This window comes from Flavobacterium tructae, from assembly GCF_002217475.1.
In the GTDB taxonomy this organism is placed as follows: Bacteria; Bacteroidota; Bacteroidia; order Flavobacteriales; family Flavobacteriaceae; genus Flavobacterium; species Flavobacterium tructae.
In genome coordinates, this window is record NZ_MUHH01000017.1 from 594,054 (window position 1) to 616,597 (window position 22,544).

General features: G+C 37.2%; 11 protein-coding genes. 7 read left to right on the forward strand and 4 right to left on the reverse strand.

Annotation, left to right across the window (positions count from 1 at the left end):
• Positions 1-111: 111 nt before the first annotated feature.
• The 3 genes from cdd to porU form a co-directional block, all read right to left on the reverse strand.
• Positions 112-594 (reverse strand): cytidine deaminase, encoded by a 483-nt coding sequence (gene cdd / locus B0A80_RS07505; protein ID WP_017497232.1) that lies wholly within the window; start codon positions 592-594, stop codon positions 112-114.
• A 78-nt stretch (positions 595-672) separates the two neighbouring features.
• Positions 673-1,881 (reverse strand): type IX secretion system outer membrane channel protein PorV, encoded by a 1,209-nt coding sequence (gene porV / locus B0A80_RS07510; RefSeq protein WP_089076891.1) that lies wholly within the window; start codon positions 1,879-1,881, stop codon positions 673-675.
• A gap of 41 nt (positions 1,882-1,922) precedes the next feature.
• Complete coding sequence (gene porU / locus B0A80_RS07515) at positions 1,923-5,762, reverse strand: type IX secretion system sortase PorU (RefSeq protein WP_089076892.1); 3,840 nt, start codon at positions 5,760-5,762, stop codon at positions 1,923-1,925.
• Between the two features lie 213 nt (positions 5,763-5,975).
• On the opposite strand from porU, the gene gldJ reads away from it, so the two are divergent.
• Positions 5,976-7,664 carry a gliding motility lipoprotein GldJ gene (gene gldJ, locus B0A80_RS07520; RefSeq protein ID WP_017497229.1) on the forward strand — a complete coding sequence of 563 codons (1,689 nt, stop codon included), beginning with the start codon at positions 5,976-5,978 and terminating at the stop codon, positions 7,662-7,664.
• A 107-nt stretch (positions 7,665-7,771) separates the two neighbouring features.
• Positions 7,772-9,058, forward strand: coding sequence for a UDP-N-acetylmuramoyl-tripeptide--D-alanyl-D-alanine ligase (locus B0A80_RS07525; protein ID WP_089076893.1), 1,287 nt, complete (start codon positions 7,772-7,774; stop codon positions 9,056-9,058).
• Positions 9,059-9,093: 35 nt separating this feature from the next.
• On the opposite strand, the gene B0A80_RS07530 is transcribed toward B0A80_RS07525, so the two are convergent.
• Complete coding sequence (locus B0A80_RS07530) at positions 9,094-11,976, reverse strand: triple tyrosine motif-containing protein (RefSeq protein ID WP_089076894.1); 2,883 nt, start codon at positions 11,974-11,976, stop codon at positions 9,094-9,096.
• Positions 11,977-12,319: 343 nt separating this feature from the next.
• Between B0A80_RS07530 and B0A80_RS07535 the strand changes: the two genes are divergently transcribed.
• The 5 genes from B0A80_RS07535 (at position 12,320) to B0A80_RS07555 (ending at position 22,468) form a co-directional block, all read left to right on the forward strand.
• Positions 12,320-15,451, forward strand: coding sequence for a SusC/RagA family TonB-linked outer membrane protein (locus B0A80_RS07535; RefSeq protein ID WP_017498001.1), 3,132 nt, complete (start codon positions 12,320-12,322; stop codon positions 15,449-15,451).
• 18 nt (positions 15,452-15,469) lie between these two features.
• Positions 15,470-17,017 (forward strand): RagB/SusD family nutrient uptake outer membrane protein, encoded by a 1,548-nt coding sequence (locus B0A80_RS07540; protein ID WP_089076895.1) that lies wholly within the window; start codon positions 15,470-15,472, stop codon positions 17,015-17,017.
• Between the two features lie 137 nt (positions 17,018-17,154).
• On the forward strand, positions 17,155-18,615 hold the full coding sequence (locus tag B0A80_RS07545) for a glycoside hydrolase family 30 protein (RefSeq protein ID WP_089076896.1): 1,461 nt from the start codon (positions 17,155-17,157) through the stop codon (positions 18,613-18,615).
• An 86-nt stretch (positions 18,616-18,701) separates the two neighbouring features.
• Entirely contained in the window at positions 18,702-20,168 is a 1,467-nt protein-coding gene (locus tag B0A80_RS07550; protein WP_089076897.1) for a glycoside hydrolase family 30 protein, read from the forward strand.
• A gap of 35 nt (positions 20,169-20,203) precedes the next feature.
• Positions 20,204-22,468: a glycoside hydrolase family 3 N-terminal domain-containing protein gene (locus B0A80_RS07555; RefSeq protein WP_089076898.1), complete on the forward strand. Its 2,265-nt coding sequence runs from the start codon at positions 20,204-20,206 to the stop codon at positions 22,466-22,468.
• Positions 22,469-22,544: the final 76 nt, after the last annotated feature.

Here is a 22,544-nt window from a genome sequence, read left to right on the forward strand (position 1 = left end):
CTGTAACGCAAAATAGTTTCCTCCCACAAATTTGCGCCCGAAAGGTCGGGATGCAAAAATAAGACATTCCTAGTAAGAAGTAAAATTTAAAAGCTACTTTTTGGCTTTTTTTTACAAGAACTTTTTATCAAACATAAACGGGAGTAAATTTTTTAGAGATGCCGATTTGTAAACTTCGCCGATTTCTCCCATAAAAAAGATTTCAATAGGGGTGTCCTGTCTGATCTCGTATTCTGCAATAGATTGACGACAAGATCCACAAGGAGGAATCGGTGCTGTAGTCTGATTAGTGTCTGAAGCTGCTGTAATAGCCATTTTTAGAATTTTGGCTTCCGGATATACACTTCCGGCATGATAAATGGCAACGCGTTCAGCACATAATCCTGAAGGATATGCTGCATTTTCCTGATTAGATCCTACTACTATTTTTCCATTGTCTAAAAGTAAAGCAGCTCCAACCCGAAATTGAGAATAGGGCGCGTAGGCTTTTTTGCGAACTTCGACCGCCTGACTCATTAACTCCTGAATGTCTTTTGGGAGTTCTTCAAGGTTGTTATAAATGTTGAAGGATGATGTAATGCTTATTTCTTTCATTTCTGTTTAAGGGAAAAAAAATCCAAATTCCTGAAGAAACAGGAATTTGGATTGTTATTAATTTTTTATTTTCAGGTTTTAATATACTTCGTATTTGTCGCCAAAGTTAAAGGTTAAAGAAAAACGAAGTGTATTTTCTAACGGATTTTTAACTTTTGATGTTGAAAATAAATACGAAACGTCAACTTTTACTACATTGTATTTGAATCCCGCTCCTAAAGAGAAGAATTGTCTGGCTCCTTTTACAGGGCTTTCGTGGAAATATCCTGCTCTTACAGCAAAAGCATCCTGATACATATATTCTGCACCTACACTATAAGTGATTTCTTTTAATTCTTCGCTGAAACCACCCGGGGCATCTCCGAAAGATTTAAAAATTCCGGATACCCAGCCAATGTCTTTGTAGGTTTTGTATTTTGCTGCGTCAGCTTGCGACTGAGAAATGTCTCCCGGGTCTGTAAAATCACCGTCACCATTTGCATCTACAGGAGTTCCCGGTCCCGGAGGTGTTGGAACTAAAAGTTTGGTAAATTCGACACTAAGGCCTAGTTTGTTGTAATCGTCTAAGATGAAATCAAAACCTCCTCCTAATCTAAGGTTTGCCGGTAAAAAGTTAGAACTGATATCGTCGTTATCGTAGCTTATTTTTTTTCCAAGGTTTTGCAGGTTGAAACCACCTCTCCATCTTCCGTTAAAATCAGCATAAGCAATTTCTTCTGATTGGTAGAATCCGGCAACGTCTATGGCAAAAGAGCTTGAAGCTGATGCATCGATTTCTTCAGAAGCAATTTTCAGATTAGAACGAATGTATCTTGCGGCTACTGCCATTGAGAATTTCTCGCTTAATTTCAAAGAGTAAGAACCGTCTAAGGCAAACTCATTTGGAGAAACGATTCTTGCGGCTTCATTTGGGTCTCCGGTTGTTCTTAATTCGATGTCTCCAAAGCCAAAATAACGGAAGCTTCCTGCAAAGGCACTTCGTTCGTTAATTTTGTTGTAATAGGTTGCCTGACCTAATGAAATGTCATTGGCTAAGTCTGTCAAATAAGGGGTGTAGCTGATAGAGAATCCTTGCTTGTCTACTGAGAAAGCATATTTCGCAGGGTTCCATTGTTGTGAATAAGCGTCGGCTGATGTAGCGACCCCCTGATCGGCTAAACCTGCAGCTCTTGCGTCAGCTGCGACAAGTAAAAAAGGTACTCCTGTAGTAATAGGGCGTTCAATGTTTTGAGCTTTTGCGTACGGAATAATTAAAAGGCAAATTAATAGAAGCGATATTTTTTTCATTTATGTTAGGTATGGTGTTGGTGATACAAATATATAGAATATTATAAAATGACAAGCTTTTCGTATTTTTCTGCTTTTTTATTTGTTAAATTAGATTTGACAGTGAGTTTGTAAATGTATACGCCTTTCCCGATTCGATCGCCAAAATCATCTTTCCCGTCCCAGGTTATATCTCTCGATAAAAAACCTTCTGTGGTGACGATTTGGTTTTTTGTCCAGACTACTTTTCCTGTTATAGTCATGACCTGAACTTGCACATCCAGAGGTTCATAAGGTCTGTTGTGTGAAAACCAAAATTGCGTATAGGTTGAAAATGGGTTAGGATAATTAAGAACGTGTGTTAGGGTCAGCGATTCATTTCCAACAACTATAAATTGTATTTCACTAGTTACAGGATTGTTGTAAACGTCCCATGCTGTAAATGTTATCGTGTGCATTCCGGCAGCAAGATTTCGCAATGGAAAACGTAAATTTCCATTGGTGTAATCGTCAAGTTTTGTCTGATAATAATCATTTAGAACAAAAGGATTGCTTACATCGCCGTCCAGCACTGCTGTAATATCATGCCCGATTCCGCTTGCTGTATTGATTCCATTTTCATCTTCAAGAAACGCCAGCAAAAATGGCGATTCATTTGTAATTCCTCCCGATACAAAAGTTTCATCGTTCATATATAACTTCACTTTTGGACTTATATTGTCCTGTGGAGCATTTTCATTTATTCCTCCAATTTTTATATTGGTGTTGTAACCTGATTGATTTTCAAGTGTTTGGTTTTTTCTGGCATAAAAACTGATTCGGCCATAATCAACAGGAATACGGATGTCTCGAGGTACAACAAAGCTGAATTCAAACTGACCGTTAGTTATCGAAGCATTTCCTCTAAAAATAGTTTCTCCCAGTATTTTGAATGACATTGCAGGGCTATATCCATCATTATTTAGGGTGCTGGTAGTGATTAGCTTGTCAAAGATGGCGGTTGCCAGTTCGCCATTGTAATTGCTTAACAGTGTGTTGTTTTCGTCTGTTATTTCTCCTGTGATTTTAATTTTTGACAAAGATTTGAAATCAGGAATAGGCTGAGAAATCGCAATGTCATTTATTTTTGTTAAATTAATTTTTGGTTTCGGAATGGCGAGCATTAAAGCAGGGTCGCCAATGTAAAAAATGACATTACTGGATGAGCTTGGATTTTCATTTTTAGAAATTCGAAGCGCTTCGGCGATGCTCGTGTATTGGTTGGATCCGTATGAAAACAGGTTTTTGTTCAGGTTGTCATTGAAGTTTTCCGCATTGTATTGTCCTATGGCGCGAATGGTGGTTAACATGGAGATAGCACCTCCTTTTGGATTCCAAAAAGTATATTCTCCTGCGGTTGGTCTTGTTGGGTCATCAAATCTTGAAAACTCGCAGGTTATTGTAATGAATAAGGGGTATTTGTATTGATTGTTCAGGTTTTGACCGTCTGATTTTTCCCAGATTCTTTCGGCTGCGAGACCGTCTTCGCCACCATGTCCAAGATAGTTAAAGACTAAAGCGCCTTTTTCGAAAGCATTAAATATATCGGTTCTTGCCTTCGGGTATCTTGATCCTCCTGCGGAAGCTTCCTGAGTGTAGGCGTCGAGGAAAATCTTTTCTACATTTAAAAATGGTTTTTGGGTTGAGATTGCATCGGCCAGGGTGTTCTGGCGTGATTGTAAGCTTGCGTCTGAGCTTCGGTCAGAGTCATCGCTTACCATGACAACATTGTTCCGCCAGTTTCCAAATGATTTTTGGTCGTGGTATTCTAAAACTTTGTTAACCATTTCTGCTGCCTGAGCATTGTCTGAAATTAACATTCTGCCTACTGCGATATCAATTCCTCCAAAAGGGAAAACGATAACACCTTCATTGGTATCCATAAGTCCGTAAAAATCATCTGAGGCAAATGAGGCTTCTCCGGTAGAGTTGCTGATGACGGACTGATATACAGGTACAATGTTGGTATTGTTTGTAATTCGATCTTTGTAGTCAAATGAGGCGTCTCCGAACAGATTTACATATTTAAGTCTTTTCTCGGAAGTTGAGGTATTATTGTAGAGGTATCGAATGCAGTTTCTAATGGCAGCCACGTCTTGCTTTCCTGAAGAGAATTCCTGATAGATGTTTTCCAGCGGAATTACTTTTACATTTAAATTAGAATTTATCCGGTGGAAAGTGGCTAGTTTTTCAGCTTGAGAAACAAGGTTTTTTGGCGTCACAATTATATAGTCGATGTCTTGAAAACTGTTTTGAGCATTCCTGAAAAGTGTTCCTTTTAAATTTTGGTTCGCAACTTTAGGTTGGCTTTCTTTTAAAGGAGCGTAATAATCGGCAGGGTCAAGGGCAATGTATGTTCTGATTTCTCCCAATGATGCCTTAAAGCTTAAGTTGGCCTGGTTGTTGTTTTCTATTTTTAAGGTGTTAGTGGGATCTGTAACGTCCCAAATTTGAGAAATAGCTGCAGCATTTCCGATGGTGTAATTGGCTATTCCGGGAGTTGAACCTGCTAAATTGTATTGAAATCTGAATTGTTTACCGATGCCCAGAAGTTTTCTTTTGGCAGTCAGATTTATGAAGTCAAGATATCCTTTTGATCCCGGAACACCATTATTGTTGTAGGTGAGTTTTATTTTTACATTTTCGGCTCCGGTAAAGGCTGCGTTGGATGGTAATTCCTGATTGTAATATTTGATATCAGAATTTAGTGCCAAGGCTTGAAAATTAAGATTACCTACATTTTGTCCGTTGGCAGAAATGGTAAACGAGGTAGGAGTATAGGCTGCTGAGGCTGCTTTGAGTTCTATTTTTACAGGTGCTGAAGTGTCGATGTTGGGGAAGTTAAAGCTGAATTCCTGTTCCTGAGTAATGTCAAAAGATTCTCCGCACCACTGACGCCCCAGGTGAGCAATGTTTATTTTGTCGATTTCATGAAATTGATAATCGTCGAAAGTATTGAGCTCTAAAGTGCTGTTGCCGGTGGGTTGATTTAGAGGAGCGATTCGTTTTCCATCACCACCTGTAGTGGTAATGTAATAATAGGATTTGGTGTCGTACAGGTTCAGGTTAGTCTGGCTTTCTGTGTTCCAGTTTTCAACGCCTTCACCATAAAAAAGAATATAATCTTCGTTGTTGAATACGCCGTCTGTTTCGCCAACGATCTGAATCGCATTTTCTGCCAGATCTTCCGGGTAATACGTGTTGTTGGCAAGAGGAAGCATTTTTCCTCCATTTCCATAAATTTTGATTCTCCTCGGGTCTGTTTTTCCGGGGTCAAATCCCAGGCTTTGAAGGAAAGATCTCGAAATTTTGTAGACGCCCGATTTTTCAATGTAAAAACGATACCAGTCTCCCGTGGCTAATACAGAATTGTAAATCGTATTTGCTTTTTGAAAGGAAGAAGTGTTGTTGTTTTTTGCAGCGCTATCAGTTGTTTTTTTGTAAGAAAAAGATCGAATTCGTTTGAAGCCGTTTCCTTCTTTTATAATAGGCGATAAGGATAAAAATACCTGCTTTAGGTCTCTTGAGGTAGTTGTTTTAAGAGTCTCATTTGGTTTTTCAGGGATATTCTCGAGCGAAAGGTCACCCAGATCGGCAGTTGAAACAGATTCGTAAATGACGTTGGAAATTTGAATCGAATTGTAGTTTGAATAACCGGATTCAGTCAGATTGAGCAGTAATATTATGCTTTTTTTAGTAGTATCATACCGAAAACTGTTTCCGGAAAAATACGGTATTTTTAATTTTGAGTCGCCAAAACTCATCTCCTTTTTGTTTTGCCAATCTAACGTAAAGTCACCATTTATCTGGGAAAATGAGATAAATGGTAGGAGAAAAAGATATAAGATGAGGACTTGTTTCATTAGCGAATAAAACGGTTTTTAATTAAAAATATTTTAGTAGGTAAAAATATAGTATTTCATGTTACAGTAAATAATAAAAAGTATATTTTTGCGTTCGTAACAATAGGTTATTTTCTGGTAAAAAACAGCGAAATAAAATTATTAGAACAGATGTTGCCAATTAAATGTTAATTATTATATTGCAGCACCTAAATTTATCACCTAAGAATGAGTATGAAAGTAAACAAAATTGTAGTCTTGCAATTAATGATGTCAATGGTATTGATGTTAGGCACGGCTAGTTGTAGCAAAAAATCGAGTTCCAGTCATGCCTCCAGGGCAACTGGTTGGGACGTAGACAGTCAGAATGGAACTGCTGCCAGAAATGCAGGAAAAAAACAACAGGCTGGTCCTGGTTTAGTTTTTGTTGAGGGAGGTACATTTACGATGGGTAAAGTACAAGATGATGTTATGCACGATTGGAATAACACACCAACTCAACAACACGTTCAGTCATTCTATATGGATGAAACTGAAGTTACGAACGGTATGTACTTAGAGTACCTGGAATGGTTAAAGAAAGTTTTCCCACCAACAGAAGAAAATTACAAGAATATTTACGAAGGAGCATCTCCTGATACTTTAGTATGGAGAAATCGTTTAGGATACAACGAAACGATGACAAACAACTACCTAAGACACCCATCTTACGCAAACTATCCGGTAGTAGGTGTAAATTGGATTCAGGCTGTTGAATTTGCTAAATGGAGAACTGATCGTGTGAACGAAGCAGTTTTAGAGAAAAACGGTTACCTTAAAAGAGGAGCAAAAACTCAGGATGTTAGCGCTGAAAGTTTATTTAATACAGAAGGTTACGTTGCTTCACCAAGTACAACTTATGGAGGTAATGAAGAGCTTGTGTTAAAGAAAAACCCTAGCGGAAGAAAAAAACCTAAAGCAGGTAAAGACGGTGTTGTTCAGGAAGAGAAAAATGTATATGCACAACGTTCTTCAGGACTTATTTTGCCGGAATACAGACTTCCTACCGAAGCGGAGTGGGAATATGCTGCTGCTGCTGATGTTGGACAAAGAGAATACAATATCTATAAAGGACAAAAGAAATATCCTTGGTCCGGTGATTACACACGTTCTTCAAAACGTAAAAACAAAGGAGATCAATTGGCTAACTTCAAACAAGGAAACGGTGATTACGGTGGAATTGCAGGTTGGTCTGATGATGGTGCAGATATTACAAACTCTGTAAAAAGTTACGCTCCTAACGATTTTGGATTGTATGATATGGCAGGAAACGTTGCCGAATGGGTTGCTGACGTTTACAGACCTATTATCGATAACGAAGCAAATGATTTCAACTACTTTAGAGGAAATCAATATGCTAAAAACAAAATCGGGAAAGATGGTAAAATTGAAATTATTACTAAAGATAATATTCAATACAAAACATTAAGTAACGGTAAAAAAGTAGCAACAAATTTACCTGGAGAAATCGCTCAGGTTCCTGTTGATGAAAATGAAACTTACTTAAGAACTAACTTCGATACAAGTAATAACATCAACTACAGAGACGGAGACAAGCAATCTTCTAAGTATTTTGATTTCGGAGATTCTGAATCAGGATCAAAAGCAGATCAGACGATGTACAACTCACCTAAACACAATATCACAACAGATAGTTTAGGTCAGATGGTTAAGAAATATGATAACTCAAGTAAACGTACAACATTAATCGATGATAATGTAAGAGTTTACAAAGGTGGTTCATGGAGAGACAGAGCTTATTGGTTGGATCCGGGTCAAAGAAGATATTTCCCTCAGGATATGGCAACTGATTACATCGGATTTAGATGTGCAATGTCTAGAGTAGGTGCTAAATCTGAGAAAAGAAAATCACCTAGAAACTAAATTCTAGAAAATTCAATAAAAAAATTCCAAATTCCAACTGATTTACTCAGCTTTTGGAATTTGGAATTTTTTTATTGCTTATTTTTAATATGTAAAATTTTTTATAAATGAATATTCAGGACCTTCATAATTTGTTTTTAAAATGTAAATCAGTTTCAATTGATACGAGGAAAATTGAAAAGGATTCTATGTTTTTTGCTATAAAAGGAGAAAACTTTGATGCGAATACGTTTGCTTCGCAGGCGATAGAATTAGGAGCCTTGTTTGTGGTTATTGACAATGCCGCTTATGCTATTGACGACAGAACAATTTTGGTGGAAAACAGCTTAGAAACATTGCAGGAACTGGCAAAGTATCACAGAGCATATTTGAAACTTCCCATTATTGCTTTAACAGGAAGTAACGGAAAAACAACTACCAAGGAATTGATCAATGTAGTTTTATCTCAGAAGTTTAAAACCAAAGCAACTGTTGGGAACTTAAATAATCATATCGGGGTTCCGCTGACTTTGTTGTCTTTTACAAAAGATACAGAAATCGGAATCGTTGAAATGGGAGCAAATCACAAGAAAGAAATAGCGTTCTTGTGTGAGATTGCGCAGCCGGATTTTGGCTATATTACCAATTTCGGAAAAGCACATTTAGAAGGTTTTGGCGGCGTTGAAGGAGTAATTATCGGTAAAAGTGAGATGTACCAATATCTGGCGAAAAACAATAAGATTGCTTTTGTTAATCTCGAAGATCCAATCCAGATTGAAAAATCAACCGGAATTGAATCTTTTACTTTTGGAGTGAATAATGCTCAGGCAAACCTGAAAATCAATAGTATTCAGGCCAATCCATTTGTGGTGATCGGGTACGATAATTTTAGTGTAGAATCGCATTTAATAGGGCTTTATAACGCAAATAATATCAATGCGGCTGTAGCAATGGGAGCTTATTTTAAAGTTGAAGATAAGGCGGTAAAACAGGCAATCGAAAATTACATACCGGAAAACAACAGATCTCAATTATTAAAGAAAGGATCGAATGAAATTATTCTGGATGCCTATAATGCTAATCCAAGTAGTATGGCCGTGGCTATTACTAATTTCCTGCAATTGGAAAATTCGAATAAAGTCATGATCTTAGGTGATATGTTTGAACTTGGCGAGGAAAGCCTGCAGGAACACAAACAAATTGTAGATTCATTGTCCGATCAAAATCAATCGGTTTGTTATTTGATTGGGAAGTACTTTTACGAAACAAAAGTGGCCGGCGATCAACTTCAGTTTTTTGAAACTTTTGATGCTTTTGCGGAGTTTTTGAAGACGATACATTTTAAAGAAAATACGATTCTGATAAAAGGATCCAGAGGTATGGCTTTGGAACGAACATTGGAATTTATAAACTAATAAAAAGGCATTCTCTACAGAATGCCTTTTTGTTTTTAGATGCTCATCAGAAATCCAATCAGGTTTTCTTTTTTGTTTAAGCCTAGTTTTTTGCGGAGTCGGTAGCGTGCCAACTCCACTCCGCCTGTCGAAATATTCATAATTTCGGCTATTTCTTTGGTAGACATATTCATCAGTAAATAAGTGGATAAATCCAGTTCGCGCGGAGAAATTGTTGGGTATTTTTCTTTTAAGCGTTTTAAGAATTCAAAATGTACGTTTTTGATGTGCTTCTCAAGGTCTTTCCAGCTCTTGTCTGTGTTGACCTCTTTTACAATGCTTTTATTTAGTTTGCTCACCTGAAATTTTGTCGATTCGTCGAGAGCATCGTTGTCGATTTCTTTTAGTTTGTGAATGATACCATTTAAGACTTTGTTTTTCTTTACAACTTGCAGGGAATTGCTCACCAGTTCTTTGTCTTTGGCGAGGATTTTTATCTGGAGTTTGTCATTTTTTAGTCTTTCAATTTCTTTTGCCAGCTCATATTGTTTTTGCTTTATTTTTGATTCTTTTTCAAGATACAGTTTTCTTTGCTCTATCGTTTCATAATATTTGTTTTTCCTGATTTTGAGTTTAATTCTGTTTGAAACAATATAAATTCCTGCCAGAAGTAATAAAAAGTAGGTCAGATAGGCCAGGAAATGTCTGTACCAGGGAGGTGAGATGGTAAAAATGATTTCAGACACATCAGACTCTCTGCCGTAGCTGTTTTTTGCTTTAATTTTCATGGTGTACTTGCCTTCTCTCAGATTGGTGTATTCTTTTATAGAAGTGGTCGACCAATTGCGCCAGTTTTCTTCAAATGGTTCTAATTTATAGGAATAGGTTACATTTTCCTGATTTTCGAAAGTAGGAGATGAGAACGTAAATTTGACATGATTGGATTGATAAGGAATTAAAAGGTCTGTTAGTGGTTTTTCAAGATTACCTGTCATAATAGTATCGCTGGTAGAGGAGAAACTTTCAAAAAAGACCTTAGGTTTTGTGATGAATTTATTTGAAATTTGAGAATCATAATGTGCAAGTCCATCAGTTAGTCCTATAAAAATGTTCTCCGGATCGATTGTATTGACCGAAATATATTTGTTTACCAGATTACCTGTTAAATTGGAAAATGGAGCTTCTGTGCGGATGTATTTTCCATTGGAACCTTTTATTAAAACGCCAAGTGATTCATTGTAGGAATACCATAAATTGTTGTATTTGTCTTCTATTATAGTATTTACAGTCGGAATTTTTTCGAATAAAGCGGTTACCTTTTTGTCCTCAAAAAAGTCTTCCTGTTCGTCACTGTATCTGTAAAAGTGATTTTTGGTTTGAAAGTAAACTTTGTTGTTGATCAATTGAAGACTTCCTATTCCTTTTTTTGATGTGGAAATGTGAGCGTGTTTTTTTACAAGGTCAAATCTTTTTAAATCCTCAGACAATCTCATCTGATACAGATAAGGATCCTTTTTCAGCCACAAATAATTATTGTCAAGCTCGATTTCAAATGTATTTGTCGTCTCGTCAAATCCCTCAACCTGATTGACATAACTGATTTCGTTTGCTGAGTTTTTAAAGATGGACAAACCACTGTAACTCTCACCAATAATGTAACCGGGGTGGTTTGGAATGGTTTTGAAACCGAAATAACCTTTATTATCCAGTGTTTTTGACACTCTGTTTTGATTAATTACCAAGGCACCGCTATTACTTGCACACAAAAGTGTATTATTGATGATCTGAATGTTCCAGGCTTGTGCAATGGTACCCTCGACGCGGTTGAATGGTTCGTCTTTAAAAGGTGCGTTCCAGGAATGATAAAATAAACCCTGATTGGTGGCAACATACAGGTTTTTGTTGAAAATTACAGATGCATAAACAGTACCTATATTATAACTATAGTCAAAAAAGGTAAAAGGAGAGTTTTGGTTTATAAAGGCGATTCCATTATCCAGTCCTAGCCATAGATTATTTTTATTATCAACAAAAGAGGTCAGTACCGTGTTGTTTTGGAGTCCTTTTTGTCGGTTTAGATGCTGAAGGATTTTCCCATTCAGGTCGCAAATGACTGCACCATTGAGAACCGAATTGAGTACGATGAATTTTTTTCCGATAATAGCTCCGCCCAAAGAGGTGTTCTTTTTGATAAAACTATTTGCTTCGGTTTCCCAAGGGGTAATGCTATTATAGTCATAAGTAAAAAGTCCTTTTTCTAAGGTTGCAAAAAGTAATTTGTTGTTGGGTAGCGGAAACATCGCCCAGATCTCTTTGTCGTTTAAAGCAGTGGTTCCTTTTAAAGGACTTAGTTTCTGGTTCTTGTATTCTAAAATACCCAGAACTTTATCCTGAAAATATAGGTGTTCTTTTATAAGAAACGAAAATTGAAACCTTCTCGGGGCATTGATAAGGCGTAATTTATTGTTTTTGTAAAAGAAGACCTTGGTGAAAGATTGAAATACGACTTCTCCTTTATAAAGATGTATTCTCCAGATCAGGTTAATGTTTCTGCTGTCTTTTTTACTGATTAACGCAGAAAGGGAATGGTATTGTAATCTGCCTTTTGTATCACTCTTAAAATAACCAAATTCATTATTTCCGCCAACATATATCCTGCCGGACTGGCCGTCTATTTTTAAGCTTCTGATAGCAGTATTGTTGGGAAGCGGATATTTGTTCCAGGTTGATCCGTCAAACTGTATTAAGCCGTTATTGTTTGCGAAGTAGATGTTGCCATTTTTATCCTGATCAATATTCCAATTTTGAGTGCCTCCTTTATAATCGGATCGCTTATAGTTTTTAATAGCGGGTAATCCAATGTTTTTTACTTGTGAAAAAAGAGTAAAAGGCAGTACAAAAAGGATAAAAATCGAAATAGATGCATTTGCGAATTTCATAATTTTAGATCAGTGTTTTTATTAGTAATGTTTTGTAATCCTCTTTTTTTGGATTAATGCAATCGGAATATTGTGTTTTTCTGTAGAATTTTTCCATAAAATCGAAAATAATTCATTTTTAGTAAATGTAGTGTTTATTTTATTTAGTTAACAATTCTATAACAGTATAAAATGATTTTTAAAATCCTAAAAATCAATAAATTATTCATAATTTGATGTGTTTTTGTAAGGTGTGAATTTATAGGTTGATGTGTTTTTGTAATGAATTTTAATTACACATACTGAAATTTTAAATTTATTATTGCATCGAATTACTAATTAATTAACCAAAATTTTTAGAAAAATGAAATTAACAAAATTACTTATTTTTTGTTTTTCGTTTCTGTTGTTTTCAGTTGTCACAATGGCGCAGGATGTTACAGTAAGCGGAATCATAAATGATGAAAATGGAATGCCAGTTCCGGGTGCGTCTATTTTAATAAAAGGTACAAATAAGGCGACAGCATCTGATTTCGATGGAAAATTTCAGATCAATGTTCCTGCAAACGGCACCTTAACAATTAGTTTTGTAGGTTATAATACAGTACAGGAAGCTGTAAACGGAAGAACTAAAATTGATGTTAAGTTAAAAGCGGAATCTCAGGCCCTAAATGAAGTTGTAGTAGTAGGATACGGTACACAAAAGAAAAGTGTCGTTACAGGTTCTATATCCAGTGTTAAGGCAAAAGACTTAGAGAGTCTCCCTATAACAAGGGTAGAACAAGCGCTACAAGGAAGAGTTTCCGGGGTTTCTATTGCAGCAAATGCAGGACAACCGGGATCAGCTTCGACCATACGTATTCGAGGTTTTACTACATTAAACAATAATGATCCTTTATGGGTTGTAGATGGTGTAATCGTTGATAATGGAGGTATTGGTTACCTAAACCAGTCTGATATCGAGTCTATCGAGGTGCTTAAAGATGGCGCTTCAGGAGCTATTTATGGTTCTCGTGCAGCGGCCGGAGTTATTCTTGTAACTACAAAAAAAGGTAAAGCAGGTAAAATCTCGGTAAGCTATACCGGTTTTGCAGGAACATCTCAGGCAGCTAAAAAATTAGATTTACTAGATGCTAATCAGTATGTAACTATTATGAATGAAGCTAACGTAAATGGCGGAACTCCGAATAGATACACCGTTCCTGCAAATGTTGGAAACGGAACAGACTGGCAGAATGTAATTTTTAATAATCATGCACAACGTTCTTCTCATGAGCTAAGTTTTAGCGGTGGTAACGATACGTCAACTTTTTACATGTCTTTTGGATTAACAGATCAGGAAGGTATTGTAAACTCTGATATTTCTAATTACAACAGAAAAAATATCCGTTTGAACTCTAACCATAAATTAGGGAAGTATATTAAAATTGGTCAAACTTTAGGATATTCTCACGAAAAAACAATTGGTGTAGGAAATACCAATGATGAGTTTGGAGGGCCTTTGTCGTCAGCCATAAACTTAGATCCGTTAACACCGGTACTTGTTGCACCGGGTGCGGCAACCGGGGCAGGTACTCCGTACGAGAACAAAAATGCGCTTAGAGATGCAAACGGAAATTATTACGGTATCTCGACAATTGTAACTCAGGAAACTTCAAATCCATTAGCGTATACGCAAACAAGATTAGGAAATAATGATTTTGCAGATAATTTTGTTGGAAATATTTTTGCTGAAGCAGAAATTTTACCCGGATTAAAATTCAAATCTACTGCAGGTGGAAAATTAGCCTATTACGGTTCAGATAACTTTACACCGGTTTATTACTTAAACGGAGCTACCAAAAAAGATGTAAATGAATTGTTCCGATCGTACAAAAAATCTTTCAGCTGGAACTGGGAGAACACTCTAAACTACGATAAGAAAATTGGAAATCATCATTTCGGTATTTTAATTGGAAAAGGTACTTATGTTGATAATATTACTTCCGGTAATGATATCACCTACAGAGGTGTACCGGCTACGACACATGCCGAAGCTTCTTTTAATGTTGACATTCCAATTTCTGATAAAATAGCAAACGCTTACAATGCACAAGCTTTAGAACACAGAGTGGAGTCCTTGTTTTCCAGATTAAACTACGATTACAAAGAAAAATATATTTTTACCGGGATTCTTCGTCGTGATGGTTCTACACGCTTTGGACCAAACCATAAATACGGAACTTTCCCGTCAGTATCTTTAGGTTGGGTTCCTTCCAAAGAAAATTTCTGGGGAGAAAATAAAATCGTGAATACTTTAAAAATAAGAGGAGGTTATGGAGTTACGGGTAATGATTCCTCTCCTGATTTCTTATACATTTCTACAGTTGGAATTCAAAGAAACTATACTATCGGTGGGGTAATTGTTAACGGACAAAGTCCAAATGCGATTCCAAACCCTGATTTGAAATGGGAAGAAACCAAACAACTTAACATTGGTTTTGAAACTACTTTATTGCATGACTTCAATTTAAGTGTGGACCTTTTCAACAAGAAAACAGAAGGTATCTTAATGAAAGTACCGATTCCGGGTTATGTTGGAGCCACGGGTAATACTTATGCAAACTTAGCAGATATGGAAAATCGCGGTGTAGATATTGAATTAGGCTACCGTAAGAAAATTGGAGAATTGAACCTGTCTGTTAATGGAAACTTCTCTTACATCAAAAATGAAATTACTTATATAGACAAAGGAGTTAATTTCTTAGTTGGAGACGAAACGGTACAATCCAGTTCTTATGAAATCAACAGAACGGAAGTTGGTCATGCGTATAACTCCTTCTACGGATTTAAAACAAATGGTATTTTCCAGACTCAGGCCGATATTGATTCTTATAAAAATGCGGCAGGAAAAGTAATTCAGCCTAATGCTAAACCGGGAGATTTTCGTTGGCAGGATTTGGATGGAGATGGCGTAATCGGAGCTAACGACAGAACTTTCTTAGGAACTTCATTGCCTAAATTCACGTATGGATTTACTATGAACTTAGCTTACAAGGGATTCGATATGTTAGTTTTTGGTCAGGGTGCGGGAGGAAATATGATCTATCAGGGATTGAGAAGACTTGATATTTCTACAGCAAATTATCAAACAGAAGTTATGGGACGCTGGACAGGACCGGGATCAACAAACAGTTATCCGAGAGTCACTACTGATGATTCCAACAAAAACTTTACGAATCCATCAGATTTCAATTTGCAAAAAGGAGATTTCTTCCGATTCAAAACAATCCAACTTGGATATTCATTTCCAAAAGAATGGATAGAAAGCATCTCATTGCAAAAAGTAAGATTGTATGTAACAGGAGAAAATTTATGGACGATTACCAAATATACAGGTTATGATCCTGAAATTGGAGGTCCTACTACAGCCGGAATGAACAACGTACAGGGTGTTGACAGAGGATATTACCCTCAGGCAAAATCGTATATGTTAGGAGTTAATTTGCAATTTTAAATTTAAAAAAAAGATATTATGAAACTTATAAGTTTTAAACAATCATTATTCGCTTTTGGGGTGTTACTTACACTTGGATCGTGCGATACCGATGAAAAATTGGAGGTAAAGGGAGATGGAGTAGTACTGGAAGATAATTTTTACAGAAACGAAACCGAGGCTTATTCAGGTCTGGTAGCAGCATACGATAAACTAGGAAAGTTTGCAGGAGCAATGGAAAATGCACCCTTATTATTCTTAAACTCTGCATCCGATGACTTCTATGCAGGTGGGGGTGGTTCAGACGACCAGCCTGGACTACAGGTGGCATCGAACTATTCTGTTAGTCCGGCTAATATTCCACCGGCAATTTGGGCAGATTATTACAAAGGCGTAGCAAGATGCAACGTCATGCTGGTAAAACTTCCGAATGTTCCTATGGATGCCGCTAAGAAAGCAAGATTTGCCGCAGAAGTAAAAGCGTTACGTGCTTATTATTATTTTGATCTGGTGAGAATGTTTAAGAATATTCCTTTGATTCTGACACCACTAACGAAAAACGAAATTCCTTTAGTTATGCAGGCTAAACCGGAAGAGGTTTATGCACAAATTGAAAAAGATTTAAACGAAGCAATTCCTGATTTGCCAATGACCATACCTGCACCTGAGTTAGGAAGATTCTCTAAAGGAGCTGCAACAGCACTTTTAGGAAAAGTATATTTATACGATAATAAAAAGCCACAGGCGGCGGTTGAATTGGCAAAAGTAAACGGAACTCCCGGAGGAACAAGTAGTTTTGGCTATAAGCTGATGGATACTTTCGCTTCTTTATGGGATCATACCAAAAAATTCAATTCAGAATCTATCTTTGAAATTACCTATACCGATAAATCCAATGCAGATTGGGGGAATTTTGAAAGAGGTGATGACGAAGGTAACGTTGCTGCTCAGCTGATGGGAATCAGAGATTATTCCAGAACAAAATATGGAAAAGCAGCACTTTTACCAGATTATATTAATGGATGGGGCTTTTGTGTTGTTACCGCAGATCTGGCAAATACAATGAAAAGCGATCCACGTTTCGCGTCTACTATTTTTGATGCAAAGACTGCAAGAGCTACCGGAGATCCGGATAAAGATCCAAACACTTTGATTACTTACAAAGACAGTTATCAGGAGACCGGATATCATTTTATTAAATATGCACCGGTTAATGCCGATATCAAAGCAAGTAACCCTTTCTTAAATTTTGGAATCAATACCTACGTTATTCGTTTGGCAGATACTTATTTATTAGAGGCTGAAGCTTTAGGAGGAACAGGAGCAAGAGCTCAGGCACTACTAGATGCTGTTAGATTAAGAGCCGGATTAACATCAGTACCGGTTTCTATTCCGGCTATTTTAGCCGAAAGAAGATTAGAACTTGCAGGTGAAGGTCATCGTTGGTTTGATTTGGTGAGAACAGGTCAGGCTGCTGCCAAACTTGCTTTCAAAGGATTTCAGGCCAATAAAAATGAAGCATTCCCAATTCCATATAGTGAATTCAATAACACTAAGATGGTTCAAAATCAGGGATATCCACAATAATGAAGTAAGTTAAGTTTAAGTTTAAGGTTGGTTGTAAATAGCCCATTCTCATAATGATTATGGGCTATTTTTAAATCAAACCGGAAATCATTTGACTAAGAAATTTGATCAAAGTCTCAATTATTAAAACATACTCAATGAGAAAGATTGGCTATATTATTACTTGTTTATGTTTTTCTTTATCTGTTTTTCCACAACAGAAAAACCAAAAACAGCAACAAAAATTTACCACTACCAATAAAAAAATAACGGTTTATACCACAGCAGCGAATACACAATTAAGATTAACACCAACAGATCATTTAAATTTTACCGCATCCAGACAGCCTATAGAAACAGAGTTGTCCGTTTTTGTTGAACCATCCAAACGTTTTCAGAATTTTCTGGGGATTGGCGGTGCCATTACAGATGCAAGTGCCGAAATTTTTGCCCAATTATCAAAAGAAAAACAGACAGAATTTTTAAATGCCTACTACGATATCCAAAAAGGAATCGGATATTCATTGCTAAGAACAACTATTCAAAGTTCTGATTTTAGCAGCGGAAGTTATTCTTATATCGAAGAAGGCGACAAAGATTTAAAAACATTTTCGATTGATCATGACCGCAAATACCGTTTACCCATGATTAAAGCGGTCCTAAAAAAGGCTGGCGGAAAAATGATTACTTATGCTACTCCGTGGTCACCTAATGCTTTTATGAAAAGCAATAAGAATGTGCTCAAAGGAGGAACATTACTCCCGGAATTTTATCAACCGTGGGCAAACTTCTATGCAAAATTTATAAAAGCATACGAAAAAGAAGGAATTCCAATTTGGGCAACATCCGTTCAGAACGAACCCATGGCCACCCAAACCTGGGAATCCTGTTTGTACACCGCTGAGCAGGAAAGAGATTTCCTGAAGAATTACCTTGGACCAACCTTAAAAAAAGAAGGTCTGGAGAAGGTGAAAATTATTGCCTGGGATCACAATCGTGATTTAATGGTACAGAGAGCCAATGTTATTTTCTCAGACCCGGAAGCTTCCAAATATGTTTGGGGAATGGGTTTTCACTGGTACGAAACCTGGACAGGAGCTCAGCCGATGTTTGACAATGTTGCAAGAGTACATGAAGCATATCCGGACAAAAAACTCATTTTTACAGAAGGCTGTGTCGAGAAATTTGACGCTGCAAAATACCAATTTTGGCCCAACGCAGAACGATACGGCACTTCTATGATCAATGATTTTAATAACGGAACCGTGGGCTGGACAGACTGGAATATACTTTTGGACCAATTTGGAGGACCGAACCACGTAGGCAATTTTTGCTTCGCACCCATACATGCAGATACCACTACCGGGGAACTCATTTACACCCCATCGTATTATTATATCGGGCATTTTTCAAAATTCATTCGTCCGAATGCCGTTCGTGTAAGTACTTCGGTAAGTCGCAGTTATTTGTCAAGTACCTCTTTTTTGAATACTGACGGAAAAATGGCAACCGTAGTGATGAACAATACCGACAATGCTATTACCTATAATTTTATTATTGCAACAGAACAGACCATTGTAAAAATTCCTGCACACGCGATACAAACGCTGGTCTATTAAAATTTTGGAGTTAGTTAGAGGGGCAATCTGATTCGTCCGTTTCGCCCCTTGCTTTTTAATAATAATGAAATCGTTTTGAGTGTACCATGAAAGCCATAAATAGAGTTTTAATCGCCCCATTGCTAGTGCTGCAATTCGTTTCTTCTTCAAAAATTGGAGCACAGTCTGCAGCACCCTCATTTAAATCAAACCCAAAAATACAAGTATATACTACTGCCGAAAACACCAAATTAAGATTGTCATTATCCAATAATTTCATTTTAAATTCAGCTTCACAGCAAACAAAATCAACGGTTTCAATTGCGATTGATCCTTCAAAAACAGATCAGACTTTTTTGGGAATCGGAGGAGCCATTACCGATGCCAGTGCAGAAGTTTTTGCTAAACTGTCATCCAAAAAGCAACAGGAATTTCTAACTGCTTACTATGATAAAAATAAAGGAATAGGGTATTCTTTGGCCAGAACCAATATGCATAGCTGTGATTTTAGCAGCGAAAGTTATACCTATATTCAGGAAGGAGACAAAGAGCTAAAAACCTTTACTATTGATCACGATAAAAAATACCGAATCCCATTACTCAAAAAAGCAATTGCAACGGCCGGTGGGAAATTAACTTTATTTGTTAGTCCGTGGAGTCCTCCGGCTTTCATGAAAGACAATAACGATATTTTGCACGGCGGCGTTTTATTGCCGGAGTTTGCACAATCATGGGCCAATTATTATGCTAAATTTATAAAAGCATACGAAAAAGAAGGAATTCCGGTCTGGGGACTGACGATTCAGAACGAACCAATGGCAAGTCAGAGATGGGAATCTTGCATTTACACCCCGGAAGCCGAAAAAGATTTTCTGAAAAACTTTCTGGGGCCTACTTTAGAAAAAGAAGGATTGGGATCTAAAAAGATCATTATTTGGGACCACAACCGCGGAGAGATGCTCGAAAAAAGAGCTAATTTAGTTTTTTCTGATCCCGAAGTTTCCAAATACGCCTGGGGAATTGGATTCCACTGGTACGAAACCTGGAACGGAGGCAGTCCGAAATTTGAATCCGTGGGGAAAGTGCATGAAGCTTTTCCAAGCAAAAATCTGCTGTTTACCGAAGGCTGTATCGAAAAATTTGACGCTTCGAAATTCCAGTTTTGGGGAAATGCCGAACGATACGGAATCAATATGATCAATGATTTTAACAACGGAACGACAGGCTGGACGGATTGGAACATTTTGCTGGATCAAAAAGGAGGACCCAATCATGTTGGTAATTTTTGTTTTGCCCCAATTCATGCCGATACCACAAAAGATGAACTGATCTACACACCGATGTACTATTATATTGGACATTTTTCAAAATTCATCCAACCGGGAGCGAAAAGAATTAGAAATATAATAAGCGACAAAAGTGTATTAAGCACTTCTTTTCTAAATACAAACGGAAAAATTGCCACCGTTGTAATAAATCAGTCAGACAAAGCAGTGGTATACGAAATAGCAATCAATGCGGTGAAAAAAACGCTTACTATACCGGCTCATGCCATGCAAACGCTAGTGTATTAGCCTCTTTTAGCAGCATATTAATTTAAAGAAATACAATGAAAAACACGAAGTTTATAGTAGTTGCTCTATTTTTTTGTGGAGCAGTATGGAGTCAGGAAGCCAGGAAAACGAGAGCAGCGATAGATGCCAAGGTATCAGAGTTGTTATCAAAGATGACATTGGAAGAAAAAGTAGGGCAAATGACGCAAATTACAGTTACTGTTTTTGAAGATGCTCAAAAACCGGGTTATTTTGATGCCACCAAACTAAAAAAAGGCATTCAGGAGTACCATATCGGTTCCATTCTGAATGTACCTAATCCGGGAGCACCAACGCTTCAGAGATGGCAGGAGACCATGACCGCCATTACCAATGAAGCCAACAAATCGAGACTTAAAATTCCGATATTGTACGGTATAGATGCCATACACGGAGCGAGTTATACCGCCGGAGCTACCTTATTTCCACAACAAATAGGTCTGGCGGCAACGTTTAATACAGAGCTGGTAAAACGCGGAGCTGAAATTTCGGCTTATGAAACCAGAGCCTCCTCCATTCCATGGGTATTCTCTCCGGATTTGGATTTTCCGAGAAACCCGGCCTGGTCCAGAATGTGGGAATCTTTTGGAGAAGATGCCTATTTGTCTTCCAAAATGGCCGTCGCTTTGGTAGATGGTTTTGAAGGAAGTAATGTAGGATCAAAATATAGCGTAGCCTCCTGTATGAAACATTATATTGGTTACGGAAGCACTACAACCGGAAAAGACAGAACACCAAGTATTATTCCCGAGCGCATTCTAAGACAATATGATTTAACAATCTATCAGGCTGCCATAAAAGCCGGAGCAAAAAGCGTAATGGTAAGTTCCGGAGAAATCAACGGAACTCCGGTGCACTCCAGCAAACATCTGATTACGGACATTCTTAAAAAAGAATTAGGTTTTGAAGGAGTAGTAGTAACCGATTGGAAGGATATTATTTATTTGAATACCAGACATAAAATTGCAGCAACCAAAAGAGATGCGGTTCGTATCGCGGTTATGGCCGGAATAGACATGAGCATGGTGCCCGAAGAATTTACTTTTTACACAGACCTTGTAGATTTAGTTCAAAAAGGAGAAGTGCCAATGTCCCGTATTGATGATGCGGTAACCAGAATTCTGAGAATGAAATTCGAGTTAAACCTGTTCCAGAATACGGTTGCGAATCTAAAGGATTATCCAAAATTTGGTTCAGCCGAACACATTCAGGAAGCTTATAAAACGGCGGCGGAATCCATTACATTGTTAAAAAACAACGATGCAGCTTTACCTTTAAACAAAGAAGAAAAAATCCTGGTAACCGGAGCAACGGCAAACAGCATGAAAAACCTGAATGGAGGCTGGTCGTACACCTGGCAGGGTGAAAATGCAGATACTTACGCTGCTGACAAATTAACTATTCTGGAAGCTTTTCAGGCTAAATTAGGAAAAGAGAATGTACTCTATACCGCCGGAGCAGATATTGAAAAAGAAGATGATGCCGAAATTCAAAAAGCGGTTGAACTGGCTCAAAAGGCATCGAAAATTGTATTGTGTCTGGGAGAGAAAAACTACACCGAAACTCCGGGAGATATCAGTAATCTTTATATGAGTAAATCTCAGATAAAATTAGCTCTTGCCTTATCCAAAGTAAACAAACCAATTATTCTGGTTTTAAACGAAGGAAGACCAAGATTAATTAGTGATTTCGAAGATAAAATGAGTGCCGTTGTACAGTGTTATTTGCCGGGAAATGAAGGAGGAAGAGCCTTGGTTGACATTCTGTACGGAGAGGTAAATCCAAGTGGAAGATTGCCTTATAACTATCCGAGATACCCTAATTCATTAGAAAAATACAATAGAAAACATACAGAAAGTTTAGCAGATGAAGAACAAAATAATGATGCTAAATACGAGAAAAGTTATTCCCCTCAGTTTGAATTTGGAACAGGATTATCTTATACCACCTTTACGTATTCGAATTTAAAAATCGACAAAACAGAAATTACGAATACCGATGAAGTAAACATAACCGTTGAGGTTACCAATTCCGGAAAAAGAGCCGGAAAAGAATCAGTTTTATTGTACCTGTCAGATCATTATGCTTCTATAACTCCTGAAGTAAAAGCGCTAAAAAGATTCGAAAAGATTAGTTTGGAGCCTAACGAAACCAAAATGGTGAAATTTACTTTAAACCAAAAAGATTTGCAATTCGTAAACGAAGACCTGAAATGGATATCCGAAAAAGGAACTTTTACGATTCAGATCGCAAATCTTAAAAAGGACTTTTTATTACAGTAAATAAACCAAACATGGTTATTCCCGAAAAGATATTTGGTGTTTGAATGTCAAAAGAAAATTTGCTATTTCATATTAC